Consider the following 25,744-nt stretch of genomic DNA (forward strand, 5'->3'; position numbering starts at 1 on the left):
GCGCGCATGCAGGCTCGGGCCGCTGATGACCTGAAGAAAAAGGTCACAGACGGTTTGGTGGAGGCCGGTTTGACCTATGGCGGCGCGCAGGCGTTTTCGACGCCGCGGCGCTTGACGCTGGCACTTGAAGACCTGTTGGCAGAAAGCCCGACCATCAAAGAAGAGCGCAAAGGCCCCAAAGTTGGCGCGCCTGAAAAAGCCCTAGAAGGTTTTTTGCGTGGTGCAGGTGTGGCGCGCGACGCGTTGGAAGAACGCGACACCCCGAAAGGCGCGGTGTATTTCGCAACGATCACCAAGCCGGGCCGTCCTGCTGCTGAGATCGTGGCGGAGGTGTTGGAAGATGCGATCCGCAACTTCCCTTGGCCCAAGTCCATGCGTTGGGGCACGGGCAGCCTGCGTTGGGTGCGTCCGTTGCATTCGATTCTGTGCGTGCTGTCCTCAGAAGAGGGCCACGAGGTGGTGGCAATGGACATCGATGGTATCACATCCGGTGACACCACCGAAGGCCACCGCTTTATGGGCAGCGGCCGGTTTGTCGTGCACGGGTTTGAGGATTATGAAGCCAAGCTCAAGCGTGACCGCGTAATTCTGAACGCCGAAGACCGCGCCGAGACGATCTGGTCAGAAGCGACCAACATGGCCTTTGCACAGCGCATGGAAGTTGTTGAAGACAAAGGCCTGCTGGCAGAGGTTGCCGGTCTGGTGGAGTGGCCAGTGGTGTTGATGGGCGATATTGCCGAGGATTTCCTTGGGTTGCCGCCCGAAGTGTTGCAGACCTCGATGAAAGAGCATCAGAAGTTCTTTTCTGTGAAGAACCCTAAGACCGGCCGGATTGAGAAGTTTATCACCGTGGCCAATCGCGAAACTGCGGACAGTGGCAAAACCATTTTGGCGGGGAACCAGAAGGTTCTGTTTGCACGTCTGTCAGATGCGAAGTTCTTTTGGGAAAACGATGGGCGCGTGGCCAAGACAGGCGCGGCGGAGTGGCTGGACAGCCTTGAGTATGTAACGTTCCACAACAAGCTGGGCAGCCAAGGCGACCGGATTGGTCGCGTGGCGTCGCTGGCGGCGGAATTGGCACCGGTGGCAAAGGCTGACGTGGTTCTGGCGGACACCGCCGCGCGCTGGGCCAAGGCGGATCTGAGTTCTGAAATGGTGTATGAATTCCCGGAACTGCAGGGCTTGATGGGGCGGTATTATGCCGAGACTGCAGGTCATCCGGCAGAAGTCGCCGCCGCGGCTGAGGAGCATTACTCACCGCTGGGACCGTCTGATGTTGTGCCAAGCGCACCTGTGTCGGTGGCAGTCGCGCTGGCGGATAAGCTGGACACGCTGACAGGATTTTGGGCGATTGACGAGAAGCCGACGGGCTCGAAAGACCCGTTTGCATTGCGCCGCGCCGCGCTGGGAGTGATCCGGTTGATTCTTGAAAATGGGTTGCGGTTGAAACTGGATGCACATTTTGAGCACCAGTTGCTGCGCCATGAAGCGCATCAGAGCGAAGACGATTTGCTGACTGATGTGCTGGCCAAGGATTTGCAGAACGAAATCGCCGAGCACGGCGTTTTGGGGGCGGTGTTTCACACGGTCAAAGCCGCTGTGGATGGCGAGTTGCCCAAGCATATTGAAACCCTTCGGGACAGCCTGCCTGATACGTCAGGCGATTTGTTGTCGTTCTTCCACGACCGTTTGAAGGTTTATTTGCGCGATCAGGGCATTCGCCACGACGTGATTGATGCCTGCATTGCGATGCCGGGCAACGATGATCTGACGCTTTTGGTGGGTCGCGCGCGGGCGTTGCAGGATTTCATGTCGACCGAGGACGGCGAGAACCTGTTGCAGGGCTTTAAGCGGGCCAACAACATTCTGAGCCAAGCCGAAGAAAAAGACGGCGTCGAATATTCCTATGGCGCGGATGTGAAATTTGCCGAGGACGATACAGAGAAGGCTCTGTTTGCCGCACTGGATAGTGCAGAAGCGGCGATCTCTGCGGCCATCGAGACCGAGGATTTCGCGTCAGCCATGGGCACCATGGCCTCTCTGCGCGCGCCGATTGATGCGTTCTTTGAAGCTGTACAGGTCAACAGCGACAACGAAGTGGTGCGCCGCAATCGTCTGAACCTGTTGTCTCGCATTCGCGGCATCTGCCTACAGGCGGCGGATTTGACGCACATCGAAGGCTGACACTTAAGTCGCAGCGGGGCAGCAAAGGCTTGCCTCGCTGGCTTTCCAGCGTATTCTGCGCTCTCAAAGCGAGGTGCCGCAGTGCAGCAGAACGATCCTGACATCACCCTGATTACACCAAAGGCGCCGGTGGCAGTTGCCACCCATGGCGGGCGGGCAAAGTGTTTGCAGCGTCTGGTGCGGCTGGACTTGCCGGTGCCGGCCACTGTTGCGCTGTCATTTGGGGCGGTGCATCAGATCGCCGCAGGAGAGACGCCGGACATCGCGGATATTTCCACGACGTTTGAGGATGGTCAGTTGTTGTGTGTGCGGCCCAGTTCGGAAGATCCGGATTGGGGAGGACCCGGCGCGATCCTCAACATCGGTATGAACGCGGGGCGTCATGCGGCCTTGTCTGACGAGATCGGTGAGGAGACGGCGACGCGTCTATATTTGAAGTTCATTCAGTCCTATTCGACCCATGTGGCGCGACTTGATCCGGACATCTTTGATGACATTGATCCGCGCAGTGCGGGCGCGTTGCAGGATTATCTGGATGCCTATGAGGATGAGGCCGAAGAAGAATTTCCGCAGGATCGCAATGTGCAACTGGCCGGCGTGCTGAAGTCGATGGCACGTGCATGGGAAGGCACAACTGCGCGCCTGTTGCGCCAAGCCAAAGGCGCACCTGCGGATGCCGGTCTGGGGCTGGTGATCCAGTCGCTGGCGTTGGGCGTCGGCAATGGTGAAAGCGGATCTGGCGTGTTGCAGTTGGTGGACAGCGGCAGCGGCTATCCGCAGATCACAGGACGTTATTTGAGCCAATCCCAAGGGCGCGATGCGATGCAAACAGGCGCTGAGGCGCTTTTCCTGCAGGCGGATGATCGTGGGCCGTCGCTGGAAGAACATGCCCCTGAGGTTTACGCCAAACTTCAGGAATACGCGGCCCTCATGCGGGTCAAGCTGCGCGAGGAAATGCAGATTGAATTCACGCTGGAAGACGGTGTGATCCATATTTTGGATGGCGTACGCGTCAGCCGGACAGCGCGGGCTGCGGTGCGGATCGCAGTGTCGTTGGCGCAGGACGGGGTTATTCCGCAGCAGGAAGCGGTGATGCGGATTGAACCGAGGGCGTTGAATGAATTGTTGCACAGGCAGGTGGATCCTGCGGCTGAGCGCGACATGATCGGCGACGGTATTGGCGCCAGTCCCGGCGCGGCAACTGGCAAAATAGTCTTTACGGCTGCCGAAGCGCAGGCCAGCCAAGCCCGTGGGGAAGCCTGTATTCTGGTGCGTCGGGAAACCAACCCAGAGGATATTCGCGGCATGCACGCGGCGAACGGAGCACTCACCGAGCGGGGCGGTATGACCAGCCACGCGGCAGTGATCGCGCGGGGATTGGGGCTGCCTTGTGTTGTCGGGGCGTCGAGCCTTCGATTTCAAACGTCCAAGAAACGACTGCTGGCGCAAGACGGGCGGGTGTTTCACGAAGGCGACGTGATCACCGTCGATGGCACCAACGGGCAGGTTCTGGCTGGTGAGCCGCTGATGATGGAAGCAACGCTTGATGAGAGTTTCCAAACGCTGATGAGTTGGGCTGATGAGAGCCGCGACATTGGCGTGCGGGCCAATGCGGACACGCCGGCGGATGCCCGCACGGCGTTGGTCTTTCAGGCCGAGGGCATCGGTTTGGCGCGCACGGAGCATATGTTCTTTGAGGCGGATCAGTTGATTGCAATGCGGGAAGTCATTTTTGCGGATGATCCCGAGGGGCGCAGTGTTGCGCTGCAGGCATTGTTGCCGATGCAGCGCGAGATGTTTGTTGAACTGTTCACGATTATGGGCGAGCGGCCTGTGTGCATTCGTCTGTTTGACCCGCCTTTGCATGAATTTTTGCCCACCGACCGCGCGGGTTTGCGCGATTTGGCCGAAGCGCTGAACCTGCCGCTGAGCGATGTCACGCTGCGCGTTGAGGAGCTTGGTGAATACAACCCGATGCTGGGCATGCGTGGCGTGCGGTTGGGTATCACTGTGCCGGAAATCCTTGATATGCAGGCGCGGGCGATTTTTGAGGCGATGCTGGATGCTGCGGGCGAGAATGAGCCGGTTGTTTCGGAAATCATGATCCCGCTTGTTTCGGCCAAGCGCGAGGTGGAACTAGTAAAAACCCGCATTGATGCCGTGGCCGCAGCAGTACGCACGGAACGCGGGCGCGACTTTGATTATCGTCTTGGTGTGATGGTGGAGACACCGCGCGCGGCGTTGCGCGCAGAAGACATTGCGCAGCATTGCGAATTCTTCAGCTTCGGGACCAACGATTTGACGCAGATGACATATGGGTTGTCACGCGATGATGCCGGGCGGTTCATGTCGCCTTATGTGCAGCAGGGGGTCTTTCCCGAGGATCCGTTTCACACGTTGGATCAGGAAGGCGTGGGCGAATTGCTGCGACTTGGCGCAGAACGCGGTCGCAAGGCGCGGCCTGACCTGACATTGTCGGTTTGTGGCGAGCATGGCGGCTCACCCGAATCGATTGCCTTCTGTCGGACCATCGGGATGGACTATGTGTCGTGTTCGCCGTTCCGGGTGCCGGTGGCGCGATTGGCGGCGGCTCAGTTGGCAATTCTTGACAAAATAGAGTAAAGACAAGCGTTTAGGTGGTTCTTGGTGGGGCGAGTTCATTTCGCCATTTACCGGAAACAGTCCAAATGTTTACCATTTTCGCATTTTGCGCTAATACAGCTCGCGTTGCTATGCGGGGGGCTATCCGCATTTTAATTCTGTGAGGTTGATATGCGGACCGTAATTACTGCCATTTTGGCGGCGACTTTGTCGGCGTCCTTTGCTGCTGCTGACACGTCGGCGACCGGTAAAGATGGCGCTGAACAGCCAAAGACGATTGTGCTTTTTGACGGAAAGTCGCTTCGGGAAATTTTTGCCCCGAGGAAGAAAGCGCCAACCAAGATCACTTATAGCCGTGCGTTTGTTGACAGCTTGCCTAAGGTCGAAACCAAGCTCCGTAGTGACGCGGTGGTTTGTCTGGCGGAAGCGCTTTACTTTGAGGCGCGTGGCGAAAGTGTAAAAGGGCAGTTTGCGGTGGCCGAAGTCATCATGAACCGTGCCGAGCATGGCAGCTTTCCTGACACCGTTTGTGGTGTGATCAACCAGGGCACGGCGTCGGGTCGTAAATATCAGTGTCAGTTCACGTACAACTGTGACGGCGTCACCAACCGCATCCACGAAAAAGACGCTTATGAACGTGTGGTGAAGGTTGCGCATATGTCACTGGATGGTGCGCCGCGCGGATTGACGGATGGCGCCACGCACTACCACACCAAAGCGGTGAACCCGCGTTGGTCGCGAACGTTTCCACGGACGACCACCATCGGGGTGCATCACTTTTACCGGATGCCCACACGCCTGACCCAAAACTAAAACGAGATTTTTTGAAATATCAGTCCGGCGGTCCGGTAGCTTGGGTTGGAGTGACGCCTTTAAGCTATGGCGTGCCGCCTGCGGCTCTGTTATGGCCGCGCCCGGACTGTAGTTTGGCAGGGCCAAAGAGAACATTGGGAGCGGCGTCATGACCAACGAAATTCGCCTAGCGTTTGAACATCCATCCGAGCGCTCGGAAGCCATGGCTGATGGCGCGCCGTTGGACCGGATTTCCTTGCGCGACCACATTGTCGAAGTTGAGATCGGCGCGTTCCAAGCGGAGCGTGGCACGACGCAACGTGTGTGTTTCAATGTTGTGGTTGAAGTGCGCCCGATTTCAGCGCCGGTTGACGACGACGTGGATCGCATCCTGTCTTATGACCGCGTAACCGAAGCGATTGCTTTTGAGTTGGCGGCGGAACGGTTGAATCTTTTGGAAACGCTGGCGGCGCGGGTTGCGGATCGCATTTTGCTGGAACCACAGGCGATGCGGGTATTTGTGCGCATTGAGAAGCTCGATCGCGGCCCCGGTGCCTTGGGTGTCGAGATTGTGCGCAGCCGCGCGGCGCATCTGGCACCAGTGGAAGAGATCGAAGAAGAAGCCGCACCGCATCCGCGCGTGGTTTATGTGTCTAATGCAGCAATTGCCGCCGAGCATCTGACCGGCTGGATCGATCAGCTTGAGGCGCAAGGTGCGCCTTTGATTTTTTGCGTGGGCATGCCGGATATCGATGTTACGCAGACGGGCCATGTTATGACCCAACGACGGATTGATTTGCTGGCGATTGAACAAAATGCCTGGTGTTTGGCGGCGCGGGACGAGCGCTGTGTTGTCGTTGCGACGCGCACCGAGCTCGATTGGGCAATGAAAAACGGGCAGATCTGTGTTTGGGCGCCGTCAAAAATTGTCTTGGATTCTGTAGAAGGGCCGGACGCTGTGGCGCAGGCAGATGGCCTTGCTCTCGGGCAATGGTTTGCCGCCGAAATGGAGGCGCTTCAGCTTTGCGTGATCGGTGAGGCGGCCCCCGTAGCGGGCGACGTGCCTGTGCGGGCGGTGGCGCTGGATCAACGGACGCTCTGAGCCTTGAGTTTTGCCGCGTTTGGCCTCATTGAACCATCATGACGACCTATTTTCGCGCGATCCCGCAAACCGATGCCGCCCGACCTGACACAGCGTTGACGCTTGCCGGTGGATGGTGCTGGTACTCTCATGTCGAAATTCTCGAACGTGGGCAGGCGCCGCGTGTCGTGTCCATTGACGAGGTGCCAGAGGCTGTTTTGGCGCGCATGTCAGTGCCGCGTGCAGCTGTGGCAGGCCTCGATATGTTGAGGCCTCAAATCATGGGCATCCTCAACGTAACGCCGGACAGTTTTTCCGATGGCGGGCAGCACGAAGGCGCCGAAGCGGCACGGGTGCATGCCACACGCATGATTGACGCAGGCGCGACCATCATTGATGTGGGCGGCGAAAGCACGCGGCCCGGCGCGCAGGAGGTGGTGGTAGACGCGGAAATCGCACGCACTGCTCCGGCGATTGCCGAGATCCGAGCAGAGAGCGATGTGCCAATCAGCATTGATACCCGCAAGGCTGTTGTCGCGGCAGCGGCGTTGAAGGCGGGCGCGTCGTTGATCAATGACGTGGCCGGATTTACTTTTGACCCTGCTTTGGCGCCATTGGCGGCAGAGAAAGCCGTGCCGGTGTGCGTGATGCACGCGCAGGGGGATCCGCAGACGATGCAAGCTGATCCGCAGTACGACAATGTATTGTTGGATGTTTATGACTTTCTTGAAACACAAGTTGAGGCCCTTGTGGCGCTCGGCATTGTGCGCACTCAGATCATCGTGGACCCCGGTATCGGTTTTGGCAAGACGTTGCCTCATAACCTTGCCCTGTTGGGCCGGATCAGCCTTTTCCACAGCCTGGGGTGTCCAGTTTTGTTAGGTGCGTCGCGCAAAAGATTTGTCGGGACGATCGGCAAGGCGCCGCTTGCCAGTGACCGCGCGCCCGGTTCTATTGCCGTCGCGCTTGAAGCGGTGGCGCAAGGCGTTCAAATTGTACGGGTGCATGACGTGGCCGAGACCGCGCAGGCGCTGGGCCTTTGGTGGGCCGTGACGACAGGAGATTTTGATGACGCGTAAATTCTTTGGCACCGACGGGGTTCGGGGCACAGCAAACACCTATCCGATGACCGCCGAAATGGCGCTGCGCATTGGCACCGCGGTGGGGCGGTATTTTCGCAACGATGGCACCAACCAGCACCGGGTGGTGATTGGCAAGGACACGCGGCTTTCCGGCTATATGTTTGAGAACGCGCTGACTGCGGGGCTGACCTCCACTGGAATGAACGTGTTTCTGCTCGGGCCGGTACCGACGCCGGCGGTGGGTCTTTTGACCACTAGTATGCGCGCCGATCTGGGGGTGATGATTTCCGCCAGCCACAATCCTGCGCAGGACAACGGCATCAAGTTTTTTGGGCCGGACGGGTTCAAGTTGTCTGATGAAGCTGAGCTTGAGATTGAAAAGCTGATTGAAAGCGGTGTTGAGCCGGCACAGGCCAACAACATTGGCCGCGCCACGCGGATTGATGATGGCCGGTTCCGCTATATCGAGCGGGTCAAAAGCTCATTGCCAAGGGCTTTGCCGCTTTCTGGCATCAAGGTTGTCGTGGACTGCGCCAATGGCGCGGCTTATCGCGCAGCGCCTGAGGCGTTGTGGGAACTTGGCGCCGAGGTGATCCCTGTTGGCGTGTCGCCGAACGGGTTGAATATCAATGAAAACTGCGGGTCTACGCACCCAACCACGGCCTCTGAGACAGTTGTTTCCCATGGGGCGGATGTGGGCATCTGCCTGGATGGGGACGCGGATCGCGTGATGATCATCGACGAAACCGGCCGAGTGGCGGATGGGGATCAGATCATGGGCCTGTTGGCGGCGCGTTGGGCGGAAAGCGGCCAGCTTAAGGGCGGTGCGTTGGTGGCGACGGTGATGTCTAATCTCGGGCTGGAGAAATTTTTGGACGGCAAAGGCCTGCGCCTAGAACGCACCGCAGTGGGCGATCGGTATGTGGTTGAAGCCATGCGCAAGGGCGGGTTCAACCTTGGCGGGGAACAGTCAGGCCATATCGTGATGACGGATTATGCCACCACTGGCGACGGGTTGATGGCAGGGTTGCAGTTCGTGGCCGCGATGGTGGAAACCGGCAAAAGAGCCTCAGAGTTGGCACGTGTGTTTGAAACCGTGCCGCAGATGCTCAAGAACGTGCGTTACGGAGAGGGACAGGCGCCACTTGAGACCCAAGCTGTGCAAGCGGCAATTGCCAGCGCTGAGAGCGCCCTTCAAGGCGCAGGTCGGCTGTTGATCCGCAAGTCCGGCACTGAGCCCTTGATCCGCGTGATGGCGGAATGCGAAGACGCGCAATTGCTGGAGCGCACGGTCGACAGTGTGGTGGTTGCCGTAAAAACAGCAGTGACCTAAGAGCTGCGACTGCCAAAAAGACCGCGAAGGCTGTTCCATTGGCTGACGGCAAGGCCGGTCAGTACCAGCGCGAGAGCAATGAAAAAGCGGAATGGCAGGTCTTCTGACAGGACAACTGCGCCAAAGATCATTGACCATATCGGCACCTGATAATTGACCAATGTCATAAAGACAGAGCCCGCGGTTTGGATCACCGTAACCCGCAAAAGTGTTGCGGCGGCGGTTGGGATCAGGCCGAGGAAGAGGATGGCCGTGCCGGTTCGTGCGCCTTGCCAAGTTGGTATGCCGTCCACGATCAGCATTAGAGGCACCAAAGGGATGGCGCCGATAAGCAGCGTTAGCGCCGCAAGCACCAATGGATCGATCGGCGGGCAACGGCGTGTGAGGGTTGAGGAAATGGCGTAACATAGTGCGGCTGCGAGGCAGGCGATTTGCGCGAGTGGTTCGGCGCCGGTGCCGATGGCCGCAAGGCCGGGGCCGATCAATACAAGCGCGCCGGAAAAGCCGACCAGAACACCAACAAGGCGGCGGGGGATCATTTTTTCATCAGAAAAGAAATGCGCCAGCGGCAGGACAAACAAAGGCACAGCCGCCATGGAAACGCCGGCAAATGCCGAAGCGACATGCGAGATGCCCCAGCTGAGCAGCACAAAGGGGATGGCGGTGGAGAACAAGCCGATCCATGTGATGCTCGAAAGCAACCCCGGCGTAAGCGTTGGAATTTTGCGCCCTGTGAGAGGCAGCAGCGCCAGCAACCCCAGCGCGCCCATCACTGTGCGCGCGCAAGCGACCGTCAGCGGGGGATAATCTTCGAGCGCGATGGCCATGACCATGAAGGTTCCGCCCCAAACAAGGCCGAGCAACAGAATCATCAACCAGCTTTGCGCTGTGGGTGTTGGGAGCGGGGGGTTTGACATCAAAACTCGACCAAATATTCGTGCCAGCAGTTAGCGGTGCCGAGGGGGGCGGGTCAAACGGGTTTTGACAATATGTAAGCCTTCACTTACCGTAAGTCATGGCTTACGAATTGATTTTTTCCGCACTTGCAGACCCAACTAGGCGCGCCTTGTTTGAGGCTCTGTCGCAATGTCCGCAATCTGTAGGTGTTCTGGCACGCAAAGTGCCCGTTAGTCGGCCAGCTGTGTCGCAGCATCTGAAAGTGCTGACAGACGCTGGTCTGGTCACGATGCAACCCAAAGGCCGGTCCAATATTTATGCGGTGCGGCGTGCAGGGCTGACCGAGGTGCGCGCCTATTTGGACAGGCTGTGGGAGGATGTTTTGAGTGATTTTGCGAGTGAAATTGAAAGCAGAAAGGCAGGGCTGGAATGACTGATCCAATTGTTAAAACTGTTGTCGTGAAATGCGGAGCGGCAAAGGCGTTCGATGTTTTTGCACGCGAAACTTCGCGTTGGTGGCCTCTGGATAATCACTCCGTTTCTGCAGGTTCCGGCAAGGCGGCGCTTGCTATCACAATCGAACCTGATGTGGGAGGCGCAGTTTATGAAACCATGCATGACGGGACGCGGACGGATTGGGGCAGGGTATTGGAATATGTACCTGGAGATCGATTGACGATTACCTGGCACCCCGGGTCCGGCGCGGACACGTCAACGCGGGTTTCGGTGGTTTTTGAAGATCAAGGCGCTGGTGAATGTCGCGTGACACTCACTCATTCTGGTTGGGAGTCTTGGAAAGACAAGGCGGAGGACATGCGCGGCAATTACAACAAAGGCTGGGACATTGTGTTTGGTGAACGCTTTGTCGCTTGCGCAAAGTAGCCACAAAAAAGGGGCACCCGGAGGCGCCCCATTCCAGTCTGATCGGGGAGATCAGTTCTTTTCTTTGTCGACCATTTTGCCGGCGGAAATCCATGGCATCATGCCGCGCAGTTTGGCGCCGGTTGCCTCGATCATGTGCTCGTCGTTGGCACGACGGGACGCTTTGATTGTCGGTTGTCCAACAGCGTTTTCCAGCATGAAGTCACGCACGAATTTACCTTGCTGGATGTCAGTCAGAACATCTTTCATCCGCGCTTTGGTTTCGTCGTAGTTCAGGATACGTGGGCCGGTGACGTACTGGCCGTATTCCGCAGTGTTGGAGATCGAGTAGTCCATGTTGGCAATGCCGCCTTCATAGATCAGGTCAACGATCAGTTTCACTTCGTGCAGGCACTCGAAATAGGCCATTTCAGGCGCGTAACCAGCTTCGACCAGAGTTTCGAAACCACAGCGGATCAGTTCAACCAGACCGCCGCAGAGAACAGCTTGTTCGCCGAACAGGTCGGTTTCGCATTCTTCGCGGAAGTTGGTTTCGATGATGCCGGAGCGGCCGCCGCCGATGGCGGAGCAGTAAGACAGGCCGATTTCCAGCGCTTTGCCGGACGCGTCGTGGTCAACAGCAACAAGGCATGGCACGCCGCCGCCTTTGGTGTATTCACCGCGAACGGTGTGACCCGGGCCTTTTGGCGCCATCATGATCACGTCAACGCCTTCTTTTGGCTCGATCAGGCCAAAGTGCACGTTCAGGCCGTGGGCAAACGCGATTGCGGAGCCGGGCTTGATGTTGTCGTGGACGTATTTCTTGTAGGTCTCAGCCTGAAGTTCGTCGGGCATGGTGAACATGATCACGTCACACCAAGCAGCGGCTTCGGCGATGCCCATCACGGTCAGGCCTTCGCCTTCGGCTTTCTTGGCAGAGGCAGAGCCTTCGCGCAGAGCAACAACAAGGTTTTTCGCGCCAGAGTCGCGCAGGTTCAACGCGTGCGCGTGGCCCTGGGAGCCGTAGCCCAGAATGGCGACTTTTTTGTCTTTGATCAGGTTAATGTCGCAATCGCGATCGTAGTAAACGCGCATGATGGGCGCTCCTCTTGTTGGTGTCAGTGTGTCTTTGGAGGGAGCATAGGCCGGACTTGGGTAAAAACGAGCGGTTCTACGCTGGTTTTTTCCTAATTTTTGCCCGTAGTCATTCGCCATGTCACATGATAGTGGGTTTTTCATGCTTGATGATCTCGATCGGCGCATCTTGCGCTATATGCAGGACGACCCGACTCAATCTCTGCCGGATCTGGCGGATCGGTTGACCATCACTGTGTCGCGGTTGACGCGCCGGTTAGACAAATTGCGTGAAGCAGGGATTTTGCGCGGTCAGCGCGCGGTGATCGACTGGCAGGCGTTGGGGTACGCCGTGGAGGTGTCGTTGCGCGTGACTTTGGACAAGACGCAATCACGCGCGTTTGACGATTTCATCGAGGCAGCGCGCGATATTGCCGAAGTGACAGAGATTCAAACGTTTCTGGGCCGAGTGGACGTGCGTTTGTCGGTGATTGCCAAAGATATGCGCCATTATCAGGAGGTTTATCGCCGCCGTATTCTGACGCTGCCGCATATCGCGGACATTGAATCATTGATGCATGTGGCGCGGATCAAATCGGATGAAAGCCTGCCGCTATGATCGAACTTGATGACATTGATCGAGGTTTGCTTGCGGCGCTGGCCGAAGACGCCACGCAAAATGCAGGCGCACTGGGGCGGGAGTTTGGATTGAGCCAGCCGGCGGCGTGGCGACGGATCAAGCGGCTGATGGACAGTGGGGCGATTGCCGGGCGCAAGTTGGATCTGGATCGTGAAAAACTGGGTTTCGGAGTGACCGTTTTCCTGGGGGTAAAGCTGGCCACCAAAGGGCGGGTAAGTCTTGAGGATTTCGAGCGCGCCGTCAGTGCCATTCCAGAGGTGCAGACCATTGAGCATGTGCTTGGCATGTATGATTATCGCCTACGGGTGGTGGCGCGCGATATTGCTGATTTTGAGCGGGTTTTGCGTCGGCGGGTCATGACATTGCCCGGCGTCGGTAATGTGGAAGCCAACGTTTTGCTAAGTGAAGAACGCCGTCCCGGACCGTTGTTGTGATGATTTGAATCCCGCAAACCAAACGTTAACGGCTTGGCGATATTCGGTTCACAAGAACTAATGGGACAAACAGTATGCAAGCGGAAAAACGGGAAATTCTCACCAAGGTTGCCGCCGTTACCTTGTTCGTAAATGCCTGTGTGATCATCGTGGTTGGCGTTTTGGCTGATCGCGACGACTGGGTAAGCGGCTTGCCTGTTTTGATCTTACTGGCGAGCGTGCTGACGATTGGCATCTCTTGGAGCCTTGGGCACCTGATGCAGAAATCTCAGGCGTTATCGAGTGAACTGAAGCGTCTGGAAAATCACGACAAATTGACGAATGTGGCGAGTCGAGAGTTTTTCTTTGCCGAGATGGAACGGCGGCCCTCGGTTCAGGGTGTGATCCTGATGGTGGATTTGGATCGGTTCAGATCCGTAAACGACACGTACGGGCATCTTGTTGGGGATACGGTGCTGCGGGACGTGGCGACGATTTTGGCGGGTAACATTCGCGGCGAGGACCTGATTTGTCGCTTTGGTGGAGAAGAGTTCCTGATCTTTCTAAACCGTCAGAACGAGACAACCGGCGCCTCGATCGGGGAGCGTCTGCGGGCCGTTGTCGAAAACCGCAAGATACCGATTGGCACCGAAGAGCCGGTGAAAGTGACCGTCTCGATTGGCGCAGCGCGAATGGATAGTATCAACGACTTGAAGACTGCGATTACGGCGGCAGATCAAGCGCTTCTTCAAGCCAAAAGCAGGGGGCGGGATCGTATTGTCGTCAGCTGGAGTGATGGCGATATCAATGCCATGGAAGACGTGGCCTGAGGCGCGTTCTGTGGGCTGAAGCAGTTTTTCGACAAACCGCAGTTTTCTTTTGTTGGCCACCCTCATAGGGTGGCCTTAACTTTGCAAGGAGAGTGCCCATGGCCCATTCATCAGTGGTTGATCCTGACGGATTACAGGAATTTTCCGTGGTCTTTACGGACCGGTCTTTGAACCATATGAGCGCGACTTTTCAACAGGTTATGCGCGATATCTCTGATATGCTAAAAGAGGTGTATAACGCGGATGGCGTGGTGCTTGTGCCCGGTGGCGGTACCTATGGCATGGAAGCGGTTGCGCGACAGTTTGCGCGCGGCGCACGCACTTTGGTGGTGCGCAATGGCTGGTTTTCGTACCGCTGGAGCCAGATTTTTGAAACCGGCGGGTTTGCCGCCGAATGCACGGTGATGAAGGCACGTCAGGCCGGAAACGACGTGACCGCGCCGTTTGCTCCGGCACCGATTGCCGATGTCGTGGCGCGCATTCTCGAGGAAAAGCCGGACGTTGTTTTTGCGCCGCATGTGGAGACCAGCGCCGGGGTTATTTTGCCGGATGATTACATCACGCAGATGGCCGCTGCCGCCCATGAGGTGGGGGCGTTGATGGTGCTTGATTGCATCGCGTCGGGCTGTGTTTGGGTCGACATGAAGGCGCTGGGAGTGGATGTGTTGTGCTCCGCGCCGCAAAAAGGTTGGAGCGCGAGCCCCTCGGCCGGTTTGGTGATGATGTCGGATAAGGCTTTGGAACGGCTGGAAAACACTCGGTCAGACAGCTTTGCAATCGACCTGAAGAAATGGCGCGATATCATGGCGGCTTATGAAAACGGTGGTCATGCCTATCACGCGACGCTGCCGACGGACGCGTTGCGGGCTTTCCGAGATACGATGGCGGAAACGCGGGACTATGGCTTTAGCAAGTTGCGTGATGCGCAATGGGCGCTTGGCGATGGCGTGCGCGCGATGCTGCGCGACAAAGGTGTGACGTCGGTGGCGGCGGACGGCTTTGGCGCGCCGGGCGTTGTCGTAAGCTATACCAGCGATCCGGGCGTGCAGAACGGCAGCAAGTTTGCCGCCAAAGGCATGCAGATTGCAGCGGGTGTGCCGTTGGCCTGTGATGAGCCTGACGGGTTTACGACCTTCCGTCTGGGCCTTTTTGGGCTGGATAAACTTTATGACGTTGACGGAACCATAGCGCGGTTGAAGACCGTGCTGGATGAGGTTCTTTAACGACTGCGAAGATACGGTCCGCGCAGCGCGATGTTGCTTGGGCGGACCAATCCAAACCGAAGGGTTAGACCAATTGCGGCAAGGCTGATCAACAGCCACAATCCGCCCCACATCATCGTGGTGCCGCCAAATTCCTCGGCCAGCATACGTGCGTCTGATCGTAGGTGCGCGCGGGCGATGGTGTCGTCGAAGATGTCGATAGGGGCATAAATCATACTGGTCAGCCCAATGGTGCGCAAAATCAGGTCGTTGATTTGCAGGCTGAAATACTTTGCAGTTGCCAACATGGCGAGACCCGTGCCTGTCACGAACACAAGCGCAAACAGGTCACGCACGTAAAACGCGGCAACGAGCAGCGTCGCAATGCCAAAGAGCCCAACCACGGTCCGATCCCAATGCGTGCGCAAGGCAATCAGAAATAGGGCTGAGCCGATCACGAGAGATCCAAGATAGCCGGCGGACAGCGACAGGAAGCGGCTCCCGCCACGGGCCATCACCAGCCCGCCTTCGTTGGGACTAAGTGTGAGGCTGAGCACTTCGCCACCGGTCGCGAGCACCGTGATCGCGTGGGAAAGCTCGTGGAGAAAGACTGTCAGGAGCCGCAAGGGCAGCACGAAATCCGTGTGCCACAAGAGCGCGACAGCCAGCGTCAGACCCAGCAATTGCCAATGGCCCAAAAAGAAGGTCCAGAGCTTGCGCATGCCTTATCGCACACCCAATCCCATTTGCATGAGGGTCTTGCGCACAGGGGCAAGCGAGTAGAGCGCGTTCAACCCCATGGCGCGGGCGTCGCGCAGCGGGCGGGCCTCGACCATGGAGGCGCGGTTGAGCATGTCGATGCCCTGCACCCGCAGTTTCACCTCGGCAAAGCGGCGGCGGTGATAGGTCTCAAGCATGGTTGCGTCGCCGAGTTGTGACGGGTTGGCCGTCGCCAGATCAAGCAACACGCGCATGTCGCCAAGGCTCATGTTCAGCCCTTGTGCGCCAATTGGAGGGACAACATGCGCGGCCTCGGCCACAAGGGCGAGCCGTTCGCCGTGAAGACGCTCGGCGGACTGTGAAATGATTGGCCAGATGGTGCGGCGTGAGGCAAGTTTCAGCGGGCCAAACAGCGCGCAGCTGCGCTCTGTCATTTCGGCCTCAAAGGTGGCCTCGTCGAGTTCGAACAGTTCGGTAGCCCGTGCGCTGCGCTCCATCCAGACCAAAGCGGAGGAGGGCATTCCGTTGTAATCTGGCAATGGCACCAACGTGAAGGGGCCGCCGGAGCGGTGAATTTCTGTGGAGACATTGGCGTGTGGGATCGGGTGAGTGACGGCCAGCGCCAACGCTTTTTGACCATAGCGGGTTGTGTTTACTTTGATGCGCGCTGCCTCACGCATGGGGGAGTTGCGACCGTCCGCTGCTATTACCAAACGTGCGGTGGCTTGGCTGCCGTCCGAAAGACCGACGCGGGCCTCATTGGTGCGGGTGAAAAGCGTGGTCGTCGCGGTTCCCAGCCGCAAATCAACGTTAGGCAGGTCGTCGATACGCGCCAACATTTCGCGCCGCAGCAGCCAGTTGGGCAGGTTCCACCCGAAGGGCTGGTCTGACAGGTCCGCGGCGTCGAAATTTTTGATGATGCGTGGTTCAGGCAGGTCGCCGCCGGCATCGACGATGCGCATGACTTGCAAGGCTGCAGCATGAGGCGCCAGCCGGTCCCACAGACCCGCTTGATCCAACAGAGCGCGGGCTGGTTGTAAAAACGCGGTTGTGCGCAGGTCTGCTCCGGCAACGTCGCGTTCGGTGACAGGCGGCGTGGGATCGACGCATTGCACAGAAAACCCGGCATTGCCAAAGGCGGCAGCAGCCGTCAGGCCAGCGATGCCGCCGCCGGAGATCAGGATATCAACAGTCGCCGAAGTGGGGGATGTGCTCATGCTTGGGGCCTCCTGCGGCCACATTACGCCGGGCGGCGAGGGCTTTAAAGGGGGCGTAGTGTCATCCGCTGCCGTTATCCGCGTGAAATCATGAGCAGGATGATCCCGATCACAGGAACGGCGCAGACGGCAGGGATATAGAGTCCGGGAATGCCAAAGAGCGCGATTGATGTGCCCCAAAGCACGACGATGAGCAGAACCAATGCGTAGATCGCGACGAGGGTTTTGGTGGATGTGGGTTCGTAAGAGGCCATTGGGCAAATTCCCTTGTTCGCGGCCTGAGGGCGGCGGCGGTTTTTAACAGCGAGTGACTGTTGGAATTGCCTATGCGATAGCGCGCCACGCGCGATCAGTCAGTTTGTCGCAATGGCGACAACCCGCCGACATCGATCAGGTCAGTTTGCCAAGAAAATCGGTCAAGTCTTCCGTGTGGTGGTGCACATGATCCGCTTTAGTATCTGCGGGCGCAACGTGCACTGTGCGCATGCCCATTTGGTGCGGCACTTTGAGGTTGCGCAAGTCATCCTCAAACATGGCGGCGCGGGTGGGTTCGACGTTGGCCTTGTCAAACACGGTTTCAAAGGCGGCGCGTTCCGGCTTGGGCAGGAAATCCGCGTTCTCGACGCCGTAGACGCCGTCAAACAGGCCGGCAAGGCCACGGGCGTCCAGCACACGCTTGGCATAGGGCGCGGTGCCGTTGGTGTAGACGATGCACTGGCCGGGCAGGGATTTGATATGTGCGGCGAGTGCCAAATCAGCGCTTAGGTGATCCAGCGAAATCTCGTGGACCTCATGCAGGTATGGCGCGGGGTCCACATCATGTTCGCGCATCAGCCCGGTGAGCGTTGTTCCGTAGCGCGCCCAATAGTCTTTGCGCATCTGATCAGCCGTGGGGCGGTCCACACCCAAAGCGGTCATCACGTAGTTGGTCATGCGCACTTCGATTTGGTCGAAGAGGCGCATCTGCGGCGGGTAGAGGGTGTTGTCGAGGTCAAACACCCATGTGTCGACGTGGGCAAAAGAGGCTTTGGGCATGTTCGTCTGTTACGTGCAATGGCCCGCGTGCGCAATGGCGGGGTTGCAACAATTGTCGTTGCGCGTAGTCTGGCCTGCAGTGCGACGCGGAGACAAGTGACATGCCCCAAGGCCAGCGGCCCAACAAAGATGCCTATTCCCTGATCCTGGAAGCGATCGATGTGGGCGAATACAAACCGGGTGACCGGCTGGTGGAAAGCGATCTGGCGGATCGGTTTGGCGTGTCGCGAACCCCGATCCGTGAGGCGTTGCAAAGGTTGGAGACCCAATCGTTGCTGGCGCGTGATGGTCGCAGTCTGATTGTCAGTTCACTGGATCACAACCAGATGGCGGAGTTGTATGTGGTTCGCACCGAACTTGAAGGGTTAGCTGCACAATTGGCCGCGCGCCATGCGACCAAGGAAGAAGTGCGCGTGTTGCAGGATATGGTGGCCGCCGATAAGAGGTTAGTGAACGATCCGTCGGCGCTGGCACGGTCCAATCGGCGGTTTCACAAGCAGATCCATCTGGCCAGCCACAACCGGTTTCTGGTGCAACAGCTTGATCTTGTGCATCGGTCCATGGCGTTGATGGCGACCACGTCTATTGCTGCCGAAGGGCGGGGTGAAGATACGGTTGTGGAACACCAGGCGATTGTTGACGCGATCGCTGCGCGTGATGAGGACGGCGCGAATGAGGCGTTGCGCCGCCATATCAGCACTGCGTTTGTCACCCGTTTGAAAGCCGAAAACGACGGGTGATCATCCGGAGTCCGCGTGCGTTGTGGGTGCAGGGTGGCCGCCATACTCCAGATCAGTGGCTTCGGCGGTTTTGCCATGTTCTGTCTTGTCCCAATAGTAAGGGGCGACGACCAGTTCGATGAGCGCCTTGAAGGCGGCAAGTGTGGCCAGTGGAAAATAGAGCACCATGGTTGGCGCTCAGATTATCAGGCTTTTGCGGTTGATTATCACAGCCGCAGTTATCCACGTACTTAGGTTTGAAAGGGTCGCAAATATCAGGCCGAGACTTAGCCAGAGGGGCGGGCTGGAAAGGCCTGCGTGCCACATTGGCGAGGTAAGGCCGAATGTCGCGCCCCACAGCATCCAAAGCAATGGCGCGAGCAAGAACTGGCTGAGTGTGCTGAGAAAAACCAGTTGGAAACCAAAGAATTGGCGCGGGCCCAGGTCACGCCAAAGGTCAAGGGGAGTCCGCATGTGCACGAGATAGGTGACCATGAACCCTTTGAGCCAGCGTGAGCGTTGCCGCACCCAAGCGACGGGGCGGCAATTGGCTTCTTCCATTGTGACTGTGTTGATCAATTCACTGCGATAGCCAAAGCGGGCCAATCGGTAGCCAAGATCAGCGTCCTCGGTGACGTTGTGCGCGTCCCAGCCGCCAACCTCTTCGATTACGTGTCGTCTTAAAAATAGAGTGGTGCCCCCCAAAGGGATGGCGAGTTTGAGGCGAGACAGCCCAGGTAGGATGATGCGAAACCACGTTGCGTATTCGATTGTAAAACAACGTGATAGCCAGTTTGTGTGGGGATTGTAGTAATCAAGGATGCCTTGCAGGCAAGCCACGTCTGACGGAGCCGTCGCAAAGTGATTGGCCACCTGTTCAAGCTGATCCGGGGCAGGGGCGTCTTCGGCGTCCCAAATGCCGATGATGTCTCCTTTGCAAAAGTCGAGCGCGTAATTCAGGGCGCGCGGTTTGGTTGTGACGCCAGTGCCTTCGGGCACGACAACCACGCGCATCCACTTTGGCAGGGCAGTGCGGGCGATCGTTGTATGGGTGAGGGTGTCATTTTGTTCCAGAACCAACACCACATCCAGCAAAGCACGGGGATAGGTGAGGCGGGTCAGGCGGCGGATCAGCGCTTGGGCAATCTCTTTTTCCCTAAAAAGTGGCACCATGACCGAAATGCGTGGCAAGGGCGCGTGGTGAGTTGGCGGAGGCGCCCGCGGCGAGCGGCGGAAGAATGCGATCATGGCGGCGATACGCAGAGCAGTGGCCGCACCCAGAGAAATCAGTGCCCACGCCATTGCCGCCAGAAAGAAAGTATTTGTGGCAAGTGCTGCCCAAATCAGAATGCCGACCAACAAACAGGCGAGTGCAAGTTTTTGGGTCATGGAACGCCGATCCCAACCGCGGCTGCTGTATTGGGGGTGTAATTTATGCTCGGCCAACGACGTCAGGCTGCGGCGGGATTGGCACGCGATCAAGTCGGTGACCTGATCCTCTGGGGCGATCACAACCGGCGCATTGGCATACTTTAGCGGCAGGTCTCGGCGCGCTTTGGCGAGACGGTCAGGTCTTCCCGTGGCAAGGCAGACGCGCCCCTCCAACCTGCGCCATGGCAGGATATTGTGTTTTAGGCAGACCTCAGGTGGCAGAAGAGTGAAAAGGCCGGGTTCAGGCGGAAGGCGGTTCAGATTGATCAGACGCATGCCCGTGCGTTCAGAATGCAGTCGCCAATAGCGGTCGCGCGACAGCCAGCCGCGTGACAACAGGATTTCGGGCAAGGTGGCGTCCCAGAGTTTTTGCCGGTGAAGCGCAAAGAACAGCTGCCAAGGCGTGATCCAAGCGCGTTCCACCAGCGTTCGCCCCAGTGGCAGGGGCGGTAGATCTTGCGTTGGAAGTCGTCGCGGCTCCAGATTGGGTCGCGGCTCATTCATCTGCGTCACCCCGTTGAACTGTCAGTCCAATTCTGCGGGGTGCTTGGTTAATGAATGGTTAACTGGCTACTTTGATCAAGCTGCCTGTGCGGCCATATAGGCGGCAAATTTTTCAAACAGGTAAAAGCTGTCCTGCGGGCCGGGGCTGGCCTCGGGGTGGTGTTGGACGGAAAACACCGGCTTGTCCGCCAGTCGGATACCGCAGTTGGACCCGTCAAAAAGCGAGACATGGCTTTCGACGACGCCTGCTGGCAGCGTTTGAGCATCAACTGCAAACCCATGGTTCATCGAAGTGATCTCAACTTTGCCGGTGTCGTGGTCTTTGACCGGATGGTTGGCGCCGTGGTGACCGTGGTTCATTTTCACGGTCTTGGCACCGAGTGCCAGCGCCAGCATCTGGTGGCCGAGGCAGATGCCAAAGACCGGAATATCGGCCTTGAGCACATCCTTGATCATTGGCACGGCGTATGCACCTGTCGCCGCCGGATCGCCGGGACCGTTGGACAGGAATACACCATCGGGGTTGTGCGCCAGAACGTCTTCGGCGGTCGCGGTTGCCGGCAATACGGTCACGTCGCAGCCAGCCGATGCCAAGCAGCGCAGTATGTTGCGTTTGGCGCCGAAGTCGACGGCCACAACTTTGTACTTGGGAGCCTCTTGGCGCGCATAACCGTCCGGCCATGCCCAACGCATCTCGTTCCAACGATAAGACTGGGCACAGGTAACTTCTTTGGCCAGATCGACACCTTCGAGGCCGGAAAAGGCGCGGGCCTTGGCGACAAGAGCGGCAGTGTCAAAGTTGCCATCAGGATCATGGGCCAGTGCCACGTGTGGCGCGCCTTGTTGACGGATGGCGCGGGTCAGGCGACGGGTGTCTATGCCGCCGATCGCGATGCGCCCACGCGCAGCCAGCCAATCAGACAGGGTGCCCGCCGAGCGCCAGTTGCTGGGTTCAGTTGGGTCCCATTTCACCACCATGCCGGCCGCCACCGGATCAGCGGTCTCGTCATCCTCGGGTGTAACGCCGGTGTTGCCGATGTGGGGGAAGGTGAACGTGACGACCTGACCCGCATATGACGGGTCAGTCATAATTTCCTGATATCCGGTCATGGCGGTGTTGAAGCAAAGCTCTGCGATGGTGTCGCCGGTTGCGCCAAATCCGCGCCCGTAAAACAGGGTTCCATCAGCAAGGGCAAGGCATGCGGTCGGGTGGGATGGGGCTTTATGGGCCATGGCGCGACTCTCCGGCTGACAAATTGTCGGGAAACTATGTCGGGGGCCGGGTGGCGTCAAGGTGAAGCGTGTTTCCGCCGGAAAATAGCGTAAACCCCCTTATTTTTATGGTGATGTTTGCGCAATCTTTCGACGTTGCGAGTCGCGGCAACTTTATATAGTGTCTCAATCTTATGTTTGGCAGCGAACGGCAAAGTACATGACCTTGAGAGATCAAATTTCCGCAGCCCTGAAGCAGGCGATGCGTGACCGCGCAGCAGAGCGGTTGTCGACCCTTCGGCTGATCAGTGCGGCGATCAAAGATCGCGACATCGCTGCGCGTGGCGAAGGCGAGGACGCAAGCGGCGTCAACGACGCGGAAATATTGGCGATCCTGGCCAAGATGGTCAAACAACGTCAGGAAAGCGCACGCACCTATGAAGAGGGCGGGCGGCTTGATCTGGCGGAGCGTGAGATGAATGAAATTCCGGTGATCGAAGAGTTCCTGCCCAAGCAGTTGAGCGATGACGAGGTTGTTGCTGCCGTTGAAGCAGCAATATCCGAGGTCAACGCGGAGTCAATTCGCGATATGGGCAAGGTTATGGGCGCGCTTAAGTCCAAATTCACGGGCCAGATGGATTTTGGCAAGGTGGGACCGCAAGTCAAAGACCTGCTCAGCAAGTAAGGTCTGAAGATTCATAGAAAAGGCCCGGAGTGCAGTGGCGCTCCGGGCCTTTTCTATTGGCGTGTAGAGTGAGTAGGTCAGACGAAGAGGAAGTCGTCGTCCGAAATGTCTGTGGCAGCAATGCCGGACAAAAGGAAAGTGATGCCGTTGTCCATTTCAACCAATGCGCCGTCGGCGGTGTCGGTCACAGAATAGCCCGTGGTGTCGCTGTCGATGCGGATCAGGTCCACCCCGTCCTCAAAATCAAGGATGGTGTCGAGCCCGTTATCGACGCTGTCAAAGAACACAAATTGGTCCGCATCCGCGCCGCCAAGCAATGTATCGTCGCCAACACCGCCGCGGATGGTGTCTTCGCCGCGACCTCCAAACAGCACGTCAGCGCCGCTGCCGCCTGTAATGTAATCATCGCCGTTCTGGGCGTAGATGTTGTCGTCGCCGTCGCCGCCATTCAGCGCGTCGTTGCCGTTGCCGCCGCGCAAAGTATCGTTACCCGCGCCGCCAAAGCCGGTGTCATCGCCGTTGCCGCCGTTCAAAAGGTCATTGCCGTTGCCACCGGAGAGGAAGTCGTCGCCATCCTCGCCAAACAACTGATCATTCTCGTCGTTGCCATACAGGCGATCATTGCCTTCGCCACCCATCAGGGTGTCGTCGCCGCGCCCGCCACGAACAAGATCATTGCCGTCGCCGCCCGATACAATGTCAGCGCCGTTGCCGCCGTACATCCGATCGTTGCCTTCGCCGCCAACCAGAACGTCGGACCCATTGTCGCCGCGAATAGTATCCGAACCAGTGCCGCCGAAGATCGAGTCGTTGCCGAAACCACCCCGGATGTTATCGCGGCCGCTTTGGCCTCCGATGACGTCATGGCCGCTGCCGCCGCTGACCCAATCGTTGCCAGCACCGCCTAGGATGATGTCATGGCCGTTGTTCCCATAAAGCTGATCATTGCCGTTGCCGCCGTCAATGAAGTCAGAGCCGCTGCCGCCGTAAATGGTGTCTGCGCCAAAGCCACCGAACAGGGCGTCAATGCCCGATCCACCGTCAATGGCGTCGTTGCCGTGCTCGCCAATCAAAAGATCGGACCCGCCGTTTCCATACAACGTGTCGTCCCCGTCATCGCCAAAGGCGATGTCTGTTTGGCTGCCGCCGTTCAGCATGTCGTTGCCATCCCCGGCAATAAAGACAACGCGTCCGTCCGTAACGGTTACGGTTTCATCTCCTCCGGTTCCGATCGCAAGAACGACCTCGTCAAAAACCAGATCGAGCAATCCGGAAAAGAACGCATTGAAATCATAAGGCCCTGCGGCGATGACAATCTCTTGTTCCGTCACCTCCGGCGGCGCGATAAACAGGCTTTCGAGCGTCGGAACGCTGGGTGGGCTAATAGGCATTTGATGGCCCCCAAATGGCAATGTGACATTGAAGTGGTGTAATTCTGTCAAGAAAGAGGCGAGATTCTCTTCAGAGTCAACGCATGCCTTAACCAAAAATTAACTGTTTCCTGAATGGCGACAATTAACCTTTTTCTTGAATCAACACCGGAAACCAGTCTTCGCGCAGTTTCTGGCCTTCGATCATGTCGTGTCCGGGAAAAGGCGGAGAGGTGGGGCCGGGACGCGTTGTGTAGCGTGCGTCTTCGCCCAAAAGGCGCAGGGAAAACGCGCGACGGCGGGTGGTGGCGTGATTGCCGCGTGCGCCATGTAGGACATGATAGTTGAAGGCGATGGCATCGCCGGGCTGCATCGCCCATTCCACGACCCGCATGTCCTCGGCGTCCGGATCCGGCACGGCAATGTAGTCATCGGCATTGGGAAAGAAGCTTTCTTCGCTGGTCCAGCGGGTGGGCAACACCGGCTTTTCCCACAAATGTGACCCCGCCACGAGCCGCAGCGTGGCCTCGTCCACGGGATCAAGGGGCGACCAGAAACTGAGCGTCTGGCTGCCTTGCACAAAGTAATAAGGCCCGTCGGTGTGCCATGGCGTGGCCATCGAAGTGCCGGGCTCTTTGACCAGCACGTGATCGTGAAACAGCTGCACGCTGGAGGACTGCATCAGTTGGGCCGCCACTTGCGCGGCTTCGCTGTTTTTAATCACATCCTGAAATTCGGGAATGCGTTGCCAATTGCAGTAGTCATCAAAGAAGCGACCGGTTTCGCCGTCTTTCCTGTTCTCGGATGCATAGGGGCCGGGGGCGGCCATGTTTCGCGAAACACCTGCACGCAGGATCTCAAGATGGTCGGCAAACAGGCCGCGGATCACCACCACGCCGTCGCGTTGAAACGTATCGATATCCTGTTGTGAAACCGTGACCATATGTGCCTCCTGTCATCCCATGCGGCGCGCAGCTTGCGCCCAGTCAGGCGCAAGGTCAATTGGCGGTTTGGCCGATCTTGGGATTTAGAACGCGGAATTGTGGCGTTGCAGACTTTGCGCCATCGACATCAGGCGCGGGCCAAGGTCGTTTTCCATCCGCTCTTTGGGGAGGAAATGCGCGGGTCCGCCAAGGTTGAAGGCCAGATTGGGCGAACCTTCATCGCGCACGGGGAAAGGAACCGCCAAAGAATGCACGCCGTCGTGCCAATCTCCGTAGTTGGCGTAAAAACCTTTATGGGTGATTTGCTCGGCGGCTGCGTTGATACCATCGAGCGTTTCAGGCCAGTCCTGCGGGCCATAATAAGCGGCAAGCAGGTCGAGTATTTCGTCTTTTTCTTCCCCAATGCAGCCGGCGATATACGCCCGACCCATCGCGGAGCGTGCAAGTGAAATGCGGGACCCGACGCCCAGTTGCAGCGAAACCACCCCGTTGGTCGCACGCGCGCAAGCAAGGTATGTCACGGTGGGGCCATCGCGCGCGCCAAGCGCCACTTGTACGCCGTCACCGGCGTAGTCGGCGAGGTCCTGCATTAGATCCTTGGCTGCGTCGCGCATGGGCATGGCGCCCAAAAGCGAAAAACCGAGGCCGAGCACCGGAACGCCGATGTTGTAGCGCCCTGTTGTCTCATTATAGAGCAGATAACCTGTGGTCATCAGCGTGTACGTCAACCGCGAAATTGTCGAATTCGGCAGGCCGGTGCGTTCGGCGAGCTCGCGGTTGGACAAGCCGGCACGATCCGAGGGTTTGAATGCGCGCAAGACTTCGAGGCCGCGTGAGAGGGCGGTGACAAACTGGCGATCGTTTTCGGGCGCCGTCGTCGGTTCGCTGGTGTTTTGGGTGCGTTTTCTCATGGCGTC

The 25,744-nt window shown here is 58.1% G+C and carries 26 protein-coding genes; 14 read left to right on the top strand and 12 right to left on the bottom strand.

Features of this window, described 5'->3' with window-relative positions; all coding sequences use genetic code 11:
• The 6 genes from glyS to glmM form a co-directional block, all read left to right on the top strand.
• Positions 1–2,184: glycine--tRNA ligase subunit beta (gene glyS, locus SHIM_RS17575; RefSeq protein ID WP_152926598.1), on the top strand; the 2,184-nt coding region annotated here is incomplete at its 5' end.
• An 81-nt stretch (positions 2,185–2,265) separates the two neighbouring features.
• A complete protein-coding gene (locus SHIM_RS17580; RefSeq protein WP_054004000.1) occupies positions 2,266–4,806 on the top strand; it encodes a putative PEP-binding protein in 2,541 nt (846 codons plus the stop codon).
• A 150-nt stretch (positions 4,807–4,956) separates the two neighbouring features.
• Positions 4,957–5,598, top strand: a complete 642-nt coding sequence (locus SHIM_RS17585; protein ID WP_054004001.1) for a cell wall hydrolase — start codon at positions 4,957–4,959, stop codon at positions 5,596–5,598.
• A 148-nt stretch (positions 5,599–5,746) separates the two neighbouring features.
• Positions 5,747–6,679, top strand: coding sequence for a dihydroneopterin aldolase (locus SHIM_RS17590; protein WP_054004002.1), 933 nt, complete (start codon positions 5,747–5,749; stop codon positions 6,677–6,679).
• A 38-nt stretch (positions 6,680–6,717) separates the two neighbouring features.
• Positions 6,718–7,737 (top strand): dihydropteroate synthase, encoded by a 1,020-nt coding sequence (folP, locus tag SHIM_RS17595; protein ID WP_054004003.1) that lies wholly within the window; start codon positions 6,718–6,720, stop codon positions 7,735–7,737.
• Entirely contained in the window at positions 7,727–9,073 is a 1,347-nt protein-coding gene (glmM, locus tag SHIM_RS17600; protein ID WP_054004004.1) for a phosphoglucosamine mutase, read from the top strand. The genes folP and glmM overlap by 11 nt, the downstream gene beginning before the upstream one ends.
• On the opposite strand, the gene SHIM_RS17605 is transcribed toward glmM, so the two are convergent.
• Positions 9,070–9,990: a DMT family transporter gene (locus SHIM_RS17605; RefSeq protein ID WP_054004005.1), complete on the bottom strand. Its 921-nt coding sequence runs from the start codon at positions 9,988–9,990 to the stop codon at positions 9,070–9,072. The two genes, glmM and SHIM_RS17605, sit on opposite strands and share 4 nt — an antisense overlap.
• 98 nt (positions 9,991–10,088) lie before the next feature.
• Here SHIM_RS17605 and SHIM_RS17610 point away from each other — a divergent pair, with 98 nt between their 5' ends.
• Entirely contained in the window at positions 10,089–10,403 is a 315-nt protein-coding gene (locus tag SHIM_RS17610) for an ArsR/SmtB family transcription factor (RefSeq protein WP_054004006.1), read from the top strand.
• Entirely contained in the window at positions 10,400–10,852 is a 453-nt protein-coding gene (locus SHIM_RS17615; protein ID WP_054004007.1) for an SRPBCC domain-containing protein, read from the top strand. Before SHIM_RS17610 ends, SHIM_RS17615 begins: the two co-directional genes overlap by 4 nt.
• 51 nt (positions 10,853–10,903) lie before the next feature.
• On the opposite strand, the gene ilvC is transcribed toward SHIM_RS17615, so the two are convergent.
• Positions 10,904–11,926 carry a ketol-acid reductoisomerase gene (gene ilvC, locus SHIM_RS17620; RefSeq protein ID WP_054004008.1) on the bottom strand — a complete coding sequence of 341 codons (1,023 nt, stop codon included), beginning with the start codon at positions 11,924–11,926 and terminating at the stop codon, positions 10,904–10,906.
• Between the two features lie 142 nt (positions 11,927–12,068).
• Here ilvC and SHIM_RS17625 point away from each other — a divergent pair, with 142 nt between their 5' ends.
• From SHIM_RS17625 to SHIM_RS17640, 4 genes are all read left to right on the top strand, one after another.
• On the top strand, positions 12,069–12,524 hold the full coding sequence (locus SHIM_RS17625) for an Lrp/AsnC family transcriptional regulator (RefSeq protein WP_054004142.1): 456 nt from the start codon (positions 12,069–12,071) through the stop codon (positions 12,522–12,524).
• Complete coding sequence (locus tag SHIM_RS17630; RefSeq protein WP_054004009.1) at positions 12,521–12,979, top strand: Lrp/AsnC family transcriptional regulator; 459 nt, start codon at positions 12,521–12,523, stop codon at positions 12,977–12,979. The genes SHIM_RS17625 and SHIM_RS17630 overlap by 4 nt, the downstream gene beginning before the upstream one ends.
• Before the next feature lie 74 nt (positions 12,980–13,053).
• A complete protein-coding gene (locus SHIM_RS17635; protein WP_054004010.1) occupies positions 13,054–13,788 on the top strand; it encodes a GGDEF domain-containing protein in 735 nt (244 codons plus the stop codon).
• A gap of 98 nt (positions 13,789–13,886) precedes the next feature.
• Positions 13,887–15,011 carry an aminotransferase class V-fold PLP-dependent enzyme gene (locus SHIM_RS17640; RefSeq protein WP_054004011.1) on the top strand — a complete coding sequence of 375 codons (1,125 nt, stop codon included), beginning with the start codon at positions 13,887–13,889 and terminating at the stop codon, positions 15,009–15,011.
• Here the strand turns inward: SHIM_RS17640 and SHIM_RS17645 are convergent.
• The 4 genes from SHIM_RS17645 to SHIM_RS17660 form a co-directional block, all read right to left on the bottom strand.
• A complete protein-coding gene (locus SHIM_RS17645; protein WP_054004012.1) occupies positions 15,008–15,712 on the bottom strand; it encodes a M50 family metallopeptidase in 705 nt (234 codons plus the stop codon). The genes SHIM_RS17640 and SHIM_RS17645 overlap by 4 nt on opposite strands.
• A gap of 3 nt (positions 15,713–15,715) precedes the next feature.
• Positions 15,716–16,927 (bottom strand): UbiH/UbiF family hydroxylase, encoded by a 1,212-nt coding sequence (locus SHIM_RS17650; protein ID WP_054004143.1) that lies wholly within the window; start codon positions 16,925–16,927, stop codon positions 15,716–15,718.
• Positions 16,928–17,001: 74 nt separating this feature from the next.
• Positions 17,002–17,181 carry a hypothetical protein gene (locus SHIM_RS17655; RefSeq protein WP_054004013.1) on the bottom strand — a complete coding sequence of 60 codons (180 nt, stop codon included), beginning with the start codon at positions 17,179–17,181 and terminating at the stop codon, positions 17,002–17,004.
• A 136-nt stretch (positions 17,182–17,317) separates the two neighbouring features.
• Positions 17,318–17,962 carry a pyrimidine 5'-nucleotidase gene (locus SHIM_RS17660; RefSeq protein WP_054004014.1) on the bottom strand — a complete coding sequence of 215 codons (645 nt, stop codon included), beginning with the start codon at positions 17,960–17,962 and terminating at the stop codon, positions 17,318–17,320.
• Between the two features lie 101 nt (positions 17,963–18,063).
• Between SHIM_RS17660 and SHIM_RS17665 the strand changes: the two genes are divergently transcribed.
• Positions 18,064–18,702 carry a GntR family transcriptional regulator gene (locus tag SHIM_RS17665; protein WP_054004015.1) on the top strand — a complete coding sequence of 213 codons (639 nt, stop codon included), beginning with the start codon at positions 18,064–18,066 and terminating at the stop codon, positions 18,700–18,702.
• Here the strand turns inward: SHIM_RS17665 and SHIM_RS20445 are convergent, their stop codons facing one another.
• The 3 genes from SHIM_RS20445 to carA all read right to left on the bottom strand — a co-directional run bounded on the left by SHIM_RS20445 (position 18,703) and on the right by carA (position 21,849).
• The gene (locus tag SHIM_RS20445) at positions 18,703–18,870 is read right to left on the bottom strand and encodes a hypothetical protein (protein WP_193749954.1); all 168 of its coding nucleotides are present in this window, start codon (positions 18,868–18,870) and stop codon (positions 18,703–18,705) included.
• Between the two features lie 9 nt (positions 18,871–18,879).
• Positions 18,880–20,616, bottom strand: coding sequence for a glycosyltransferase (locus SHIM_RS17670; RefSeq protein ID WP_054004016.1), 1,737 nt, complete (start codon positions 20,614–20,616; stop codon positions 18,880–18,882).
• 75 nt (positions 20,617–20,691) lie between these two features.
• On the bottom strand, positions 20,692–21,849 hold the full coding sequence (carA, locus tag SHIM_RS17675) for a glutamine-hydrolyzing carbamoyl-phosphate synthase small subunit (protein WP_054004017.1): 1,158 nt from the start codon (positions 21,847–21,849) through the stop codon (positions 20,692–20,694).
• A 199-nt stretch (positions 21,850–22,048) separates the two neighbouring features.
• On the opposite strand from carA, the gene SHIM_RS17680 reads away from it, so the two are divergent.
• Positions 22,049–22,513, top strand: a complete 465-nt coding sequence (locus SHIM_RS17680; RefSeq protein WP_054004018.1) for a GatB/YqeY domain-containing protein — start codon at positions 22,049–22,051, stop codon at positions 22,511–22,513.
• Positions 22,514–22,590: 77 nt separating this feature from the next.
• Here SHIM_RS17680 and SHIM_RS17685 read toward each other — a convergent pair whose 3' ends face one another.
• From SHIM_RS17685 to SHIM_RS17695, 3 genes are all read right to left on the bottom strand, one after another.
• On the bottom strand, positions 22,591–23,904 hold the full coding sequence (locus SHIM_RS17685; protein WP_054004019.1) for a calcium-binding protein: 1,314 nt from the start codon (positions 23,902–23,904) through the stop codon (positions 22,591–22,593).
• Between the two features lie 124 nt (positions 23,905–24,028).
• Positions 24,029–24,826, bottom strand: a complete 798-nt coding sequence (locus SHIM_RS17690) for a phytanoyl-CoA dioxygenase family protein (protein WP_054004020.1) — start codon at positions 24,824–24,826, stop codon at positions 24,029–24,031.
• 84 nt (positions 24,827–24,910) lie between these two features.
• Positions 24,911–25,738, bottom strand: coding sequence for an IclR family transcriptional regulator (locus SHIM_RS17695; RefSeq protein WP_054004021.1), 828 nt, complete (start codon positions 25,736–25,738; stop codon positions 24,911–24,913).
• Between the last annotated feature and the right edge of the window lie 6 nt (positions 25,739–25,744).

Origin of the sequence: Shimia sp. SK013 (assembly GCF_001292625.1) — a bacterium.
Taxonomy (GTDB): domain Bacteria; phylum Pseudomonadota; class Alphaproteobacteria; order Rhodobacterales; family Rhodobacteraceae; genus Shimia.

Coding starts and splice junctions, on each gene's coding strand:
- SHIM_RS17585 (WP_054004001.1), top strand. CDS start 4,957: ATGCGGACCGTAATTACTGCCATTTTGGCGGCGACTTTGTCGGCGTCC.
- SHIM_RS17590 (WP_054004002.1), top strand. CDS start 5,747: ATGACCAACGAAATTCGCCTAGCGTTTGAACATCCATCCGAGCGCTCG.
- folP (WP_054004003.1), top strand. CDS start 6,718: ATGACGACCTATTTTCGCGCGATCCCGCAAACCGATGCCGCCCGACCT.
- glmM (WP_054004004.1), top strand. CDS start 7,727: ATGACGCGTAAATTCTTTGGCACCGACGGGGTTCGGGGCACAGCAAAC.
- SHIM_RS17605 (WP_054004005.1), bottom strand. CDS start 9,990: ATGTCAAACCCCCCGCTCCCAACACCCACAGCGCAAAGCTGGTTGATG.
- SHIM_RS17610 (WP_054004006.1), top strand. CDS start 10,089: ATGGCTTACGAATTGATTTTTTCCGCACTTGCAGACCCAACTAGGCGC.
- SHIM_RS17615 (WP_054004007.1), top strand. CDS start 10,400: ATGACTGATCCAATTGTTAAAACTGTTGTCGTGAAATGCGGAGCGGCA.
- ilvC (WP_054004008.1), bottom strand. CDS start 11,926: ATGCGCGTTTACTACGATCGCGATTGCGACATTAACCTGATCAAAGAC.
- SHIM_RS17625 (WP_054004142.1), top strand. CDS start 12,069: ATGCTTGATGATCTCGATCGGCGCATCTTGCGCTATATGCAGGACGAC.
- SHIM_RS17630 (WP_054004009.1), top strand. CDS start 12,521: ATGATCGAACTTGATGACATTGATCGAGGTTTGCTTGCGGCGCTGGCC.
- SHIM_RS17635 (WP_054004010.1), top strand. CDS start 13,054: ATGCAAGCGGAAAAACGGGAAATTCTCACCAAGGTTGCCGCCGTTACC.
- SHIM_RS17640 (WP_054004011.1), top strand. CDS start 13,887: ATGGCCCATTCATCAGTGGTTGATCCTGACGGATTACAGGAATTTTCC.
- SHIM_RS17645 (WP_054004012.1), bottom strand. CDS start 15,712: ATGCGCAAGCTCTGGACCTTCTTTTTGGGCCATTGGCAATTGCTGGGT.
- SHIM_RS17650 (WP_054004143.1), bottom strand. CDS start 16,927: ATGAGCACATCCCCCACTTCGGCGACTGTTGATATCCTGATCTCCGGC.
- SHIM_RS17655 (WP_054004013.1), bottom strand. CDS start 17,181: ATGGCCTCTTACGAACCCACATCCACCAAAACCCTCGTCGCGATCTAC.
- SHIM_RS17660 (WP_054004014.1), bottom strand. CDS start 17,962: ATGCCCAAAGCCTCTTTTGCCCACGTCGACACATGGGTGTTTGACCTC.
- SHIM_RS17665 (WP_054004015.1), top strand. CDS start 18,064: ATGCCCCAAGGCCAGCGGCCCAACAAAGATGCCTATTCCCTGATCCTG.
- SHIM_RS20445 (WP_193749954.1), bottom strand. CDS start 18,870: ATGGTGCTCTATTTTCCACTGGCCACACTTGCCGCCTTCAAGGCGCTC.
- SHIM_RS17670 (WP_054004016.1), bottom strand. CDS start 20,616: ATGAATGAGCCGCGACCCAATCTGGAGCCGCGACGACTTCCAACGCAA.
- carA (WP_054004017.1), bottom strand. CDS start 21,849: ATGGCCCATAAAGCCCCATCCCACCCGACCGCATGCCTTGCCCTTGCT.
- SHIM_RS17680 (WP_054004018.1), top strand. CDS start 22,049: ATGACCTTGAGAGATCAAATTTCCGCAGCCCTGAAGCAGGCGATGCGT.
- SHIM_RS17685 (WP_054004019.1), bottom strand. CDS start 23,904: ATGCCTATTAGCCCACCCAGCGTTCCGACGCTCGAAAGCCTGTTTATC.
- SHIM_RS17690 (WP_054004020.1), bottom strand. CDS start 24,826: ATGGTCACGGTTTCACAACAGGATATCGATACGTTTCAACGCGACGGC.
- SHIM_RS17695 (WP_054004021.1), bottom strand. CDS start 25,738: ATGAGAAAACGCACCCAAAACACCAGCGAACCGACGACGGCGCCCGAA.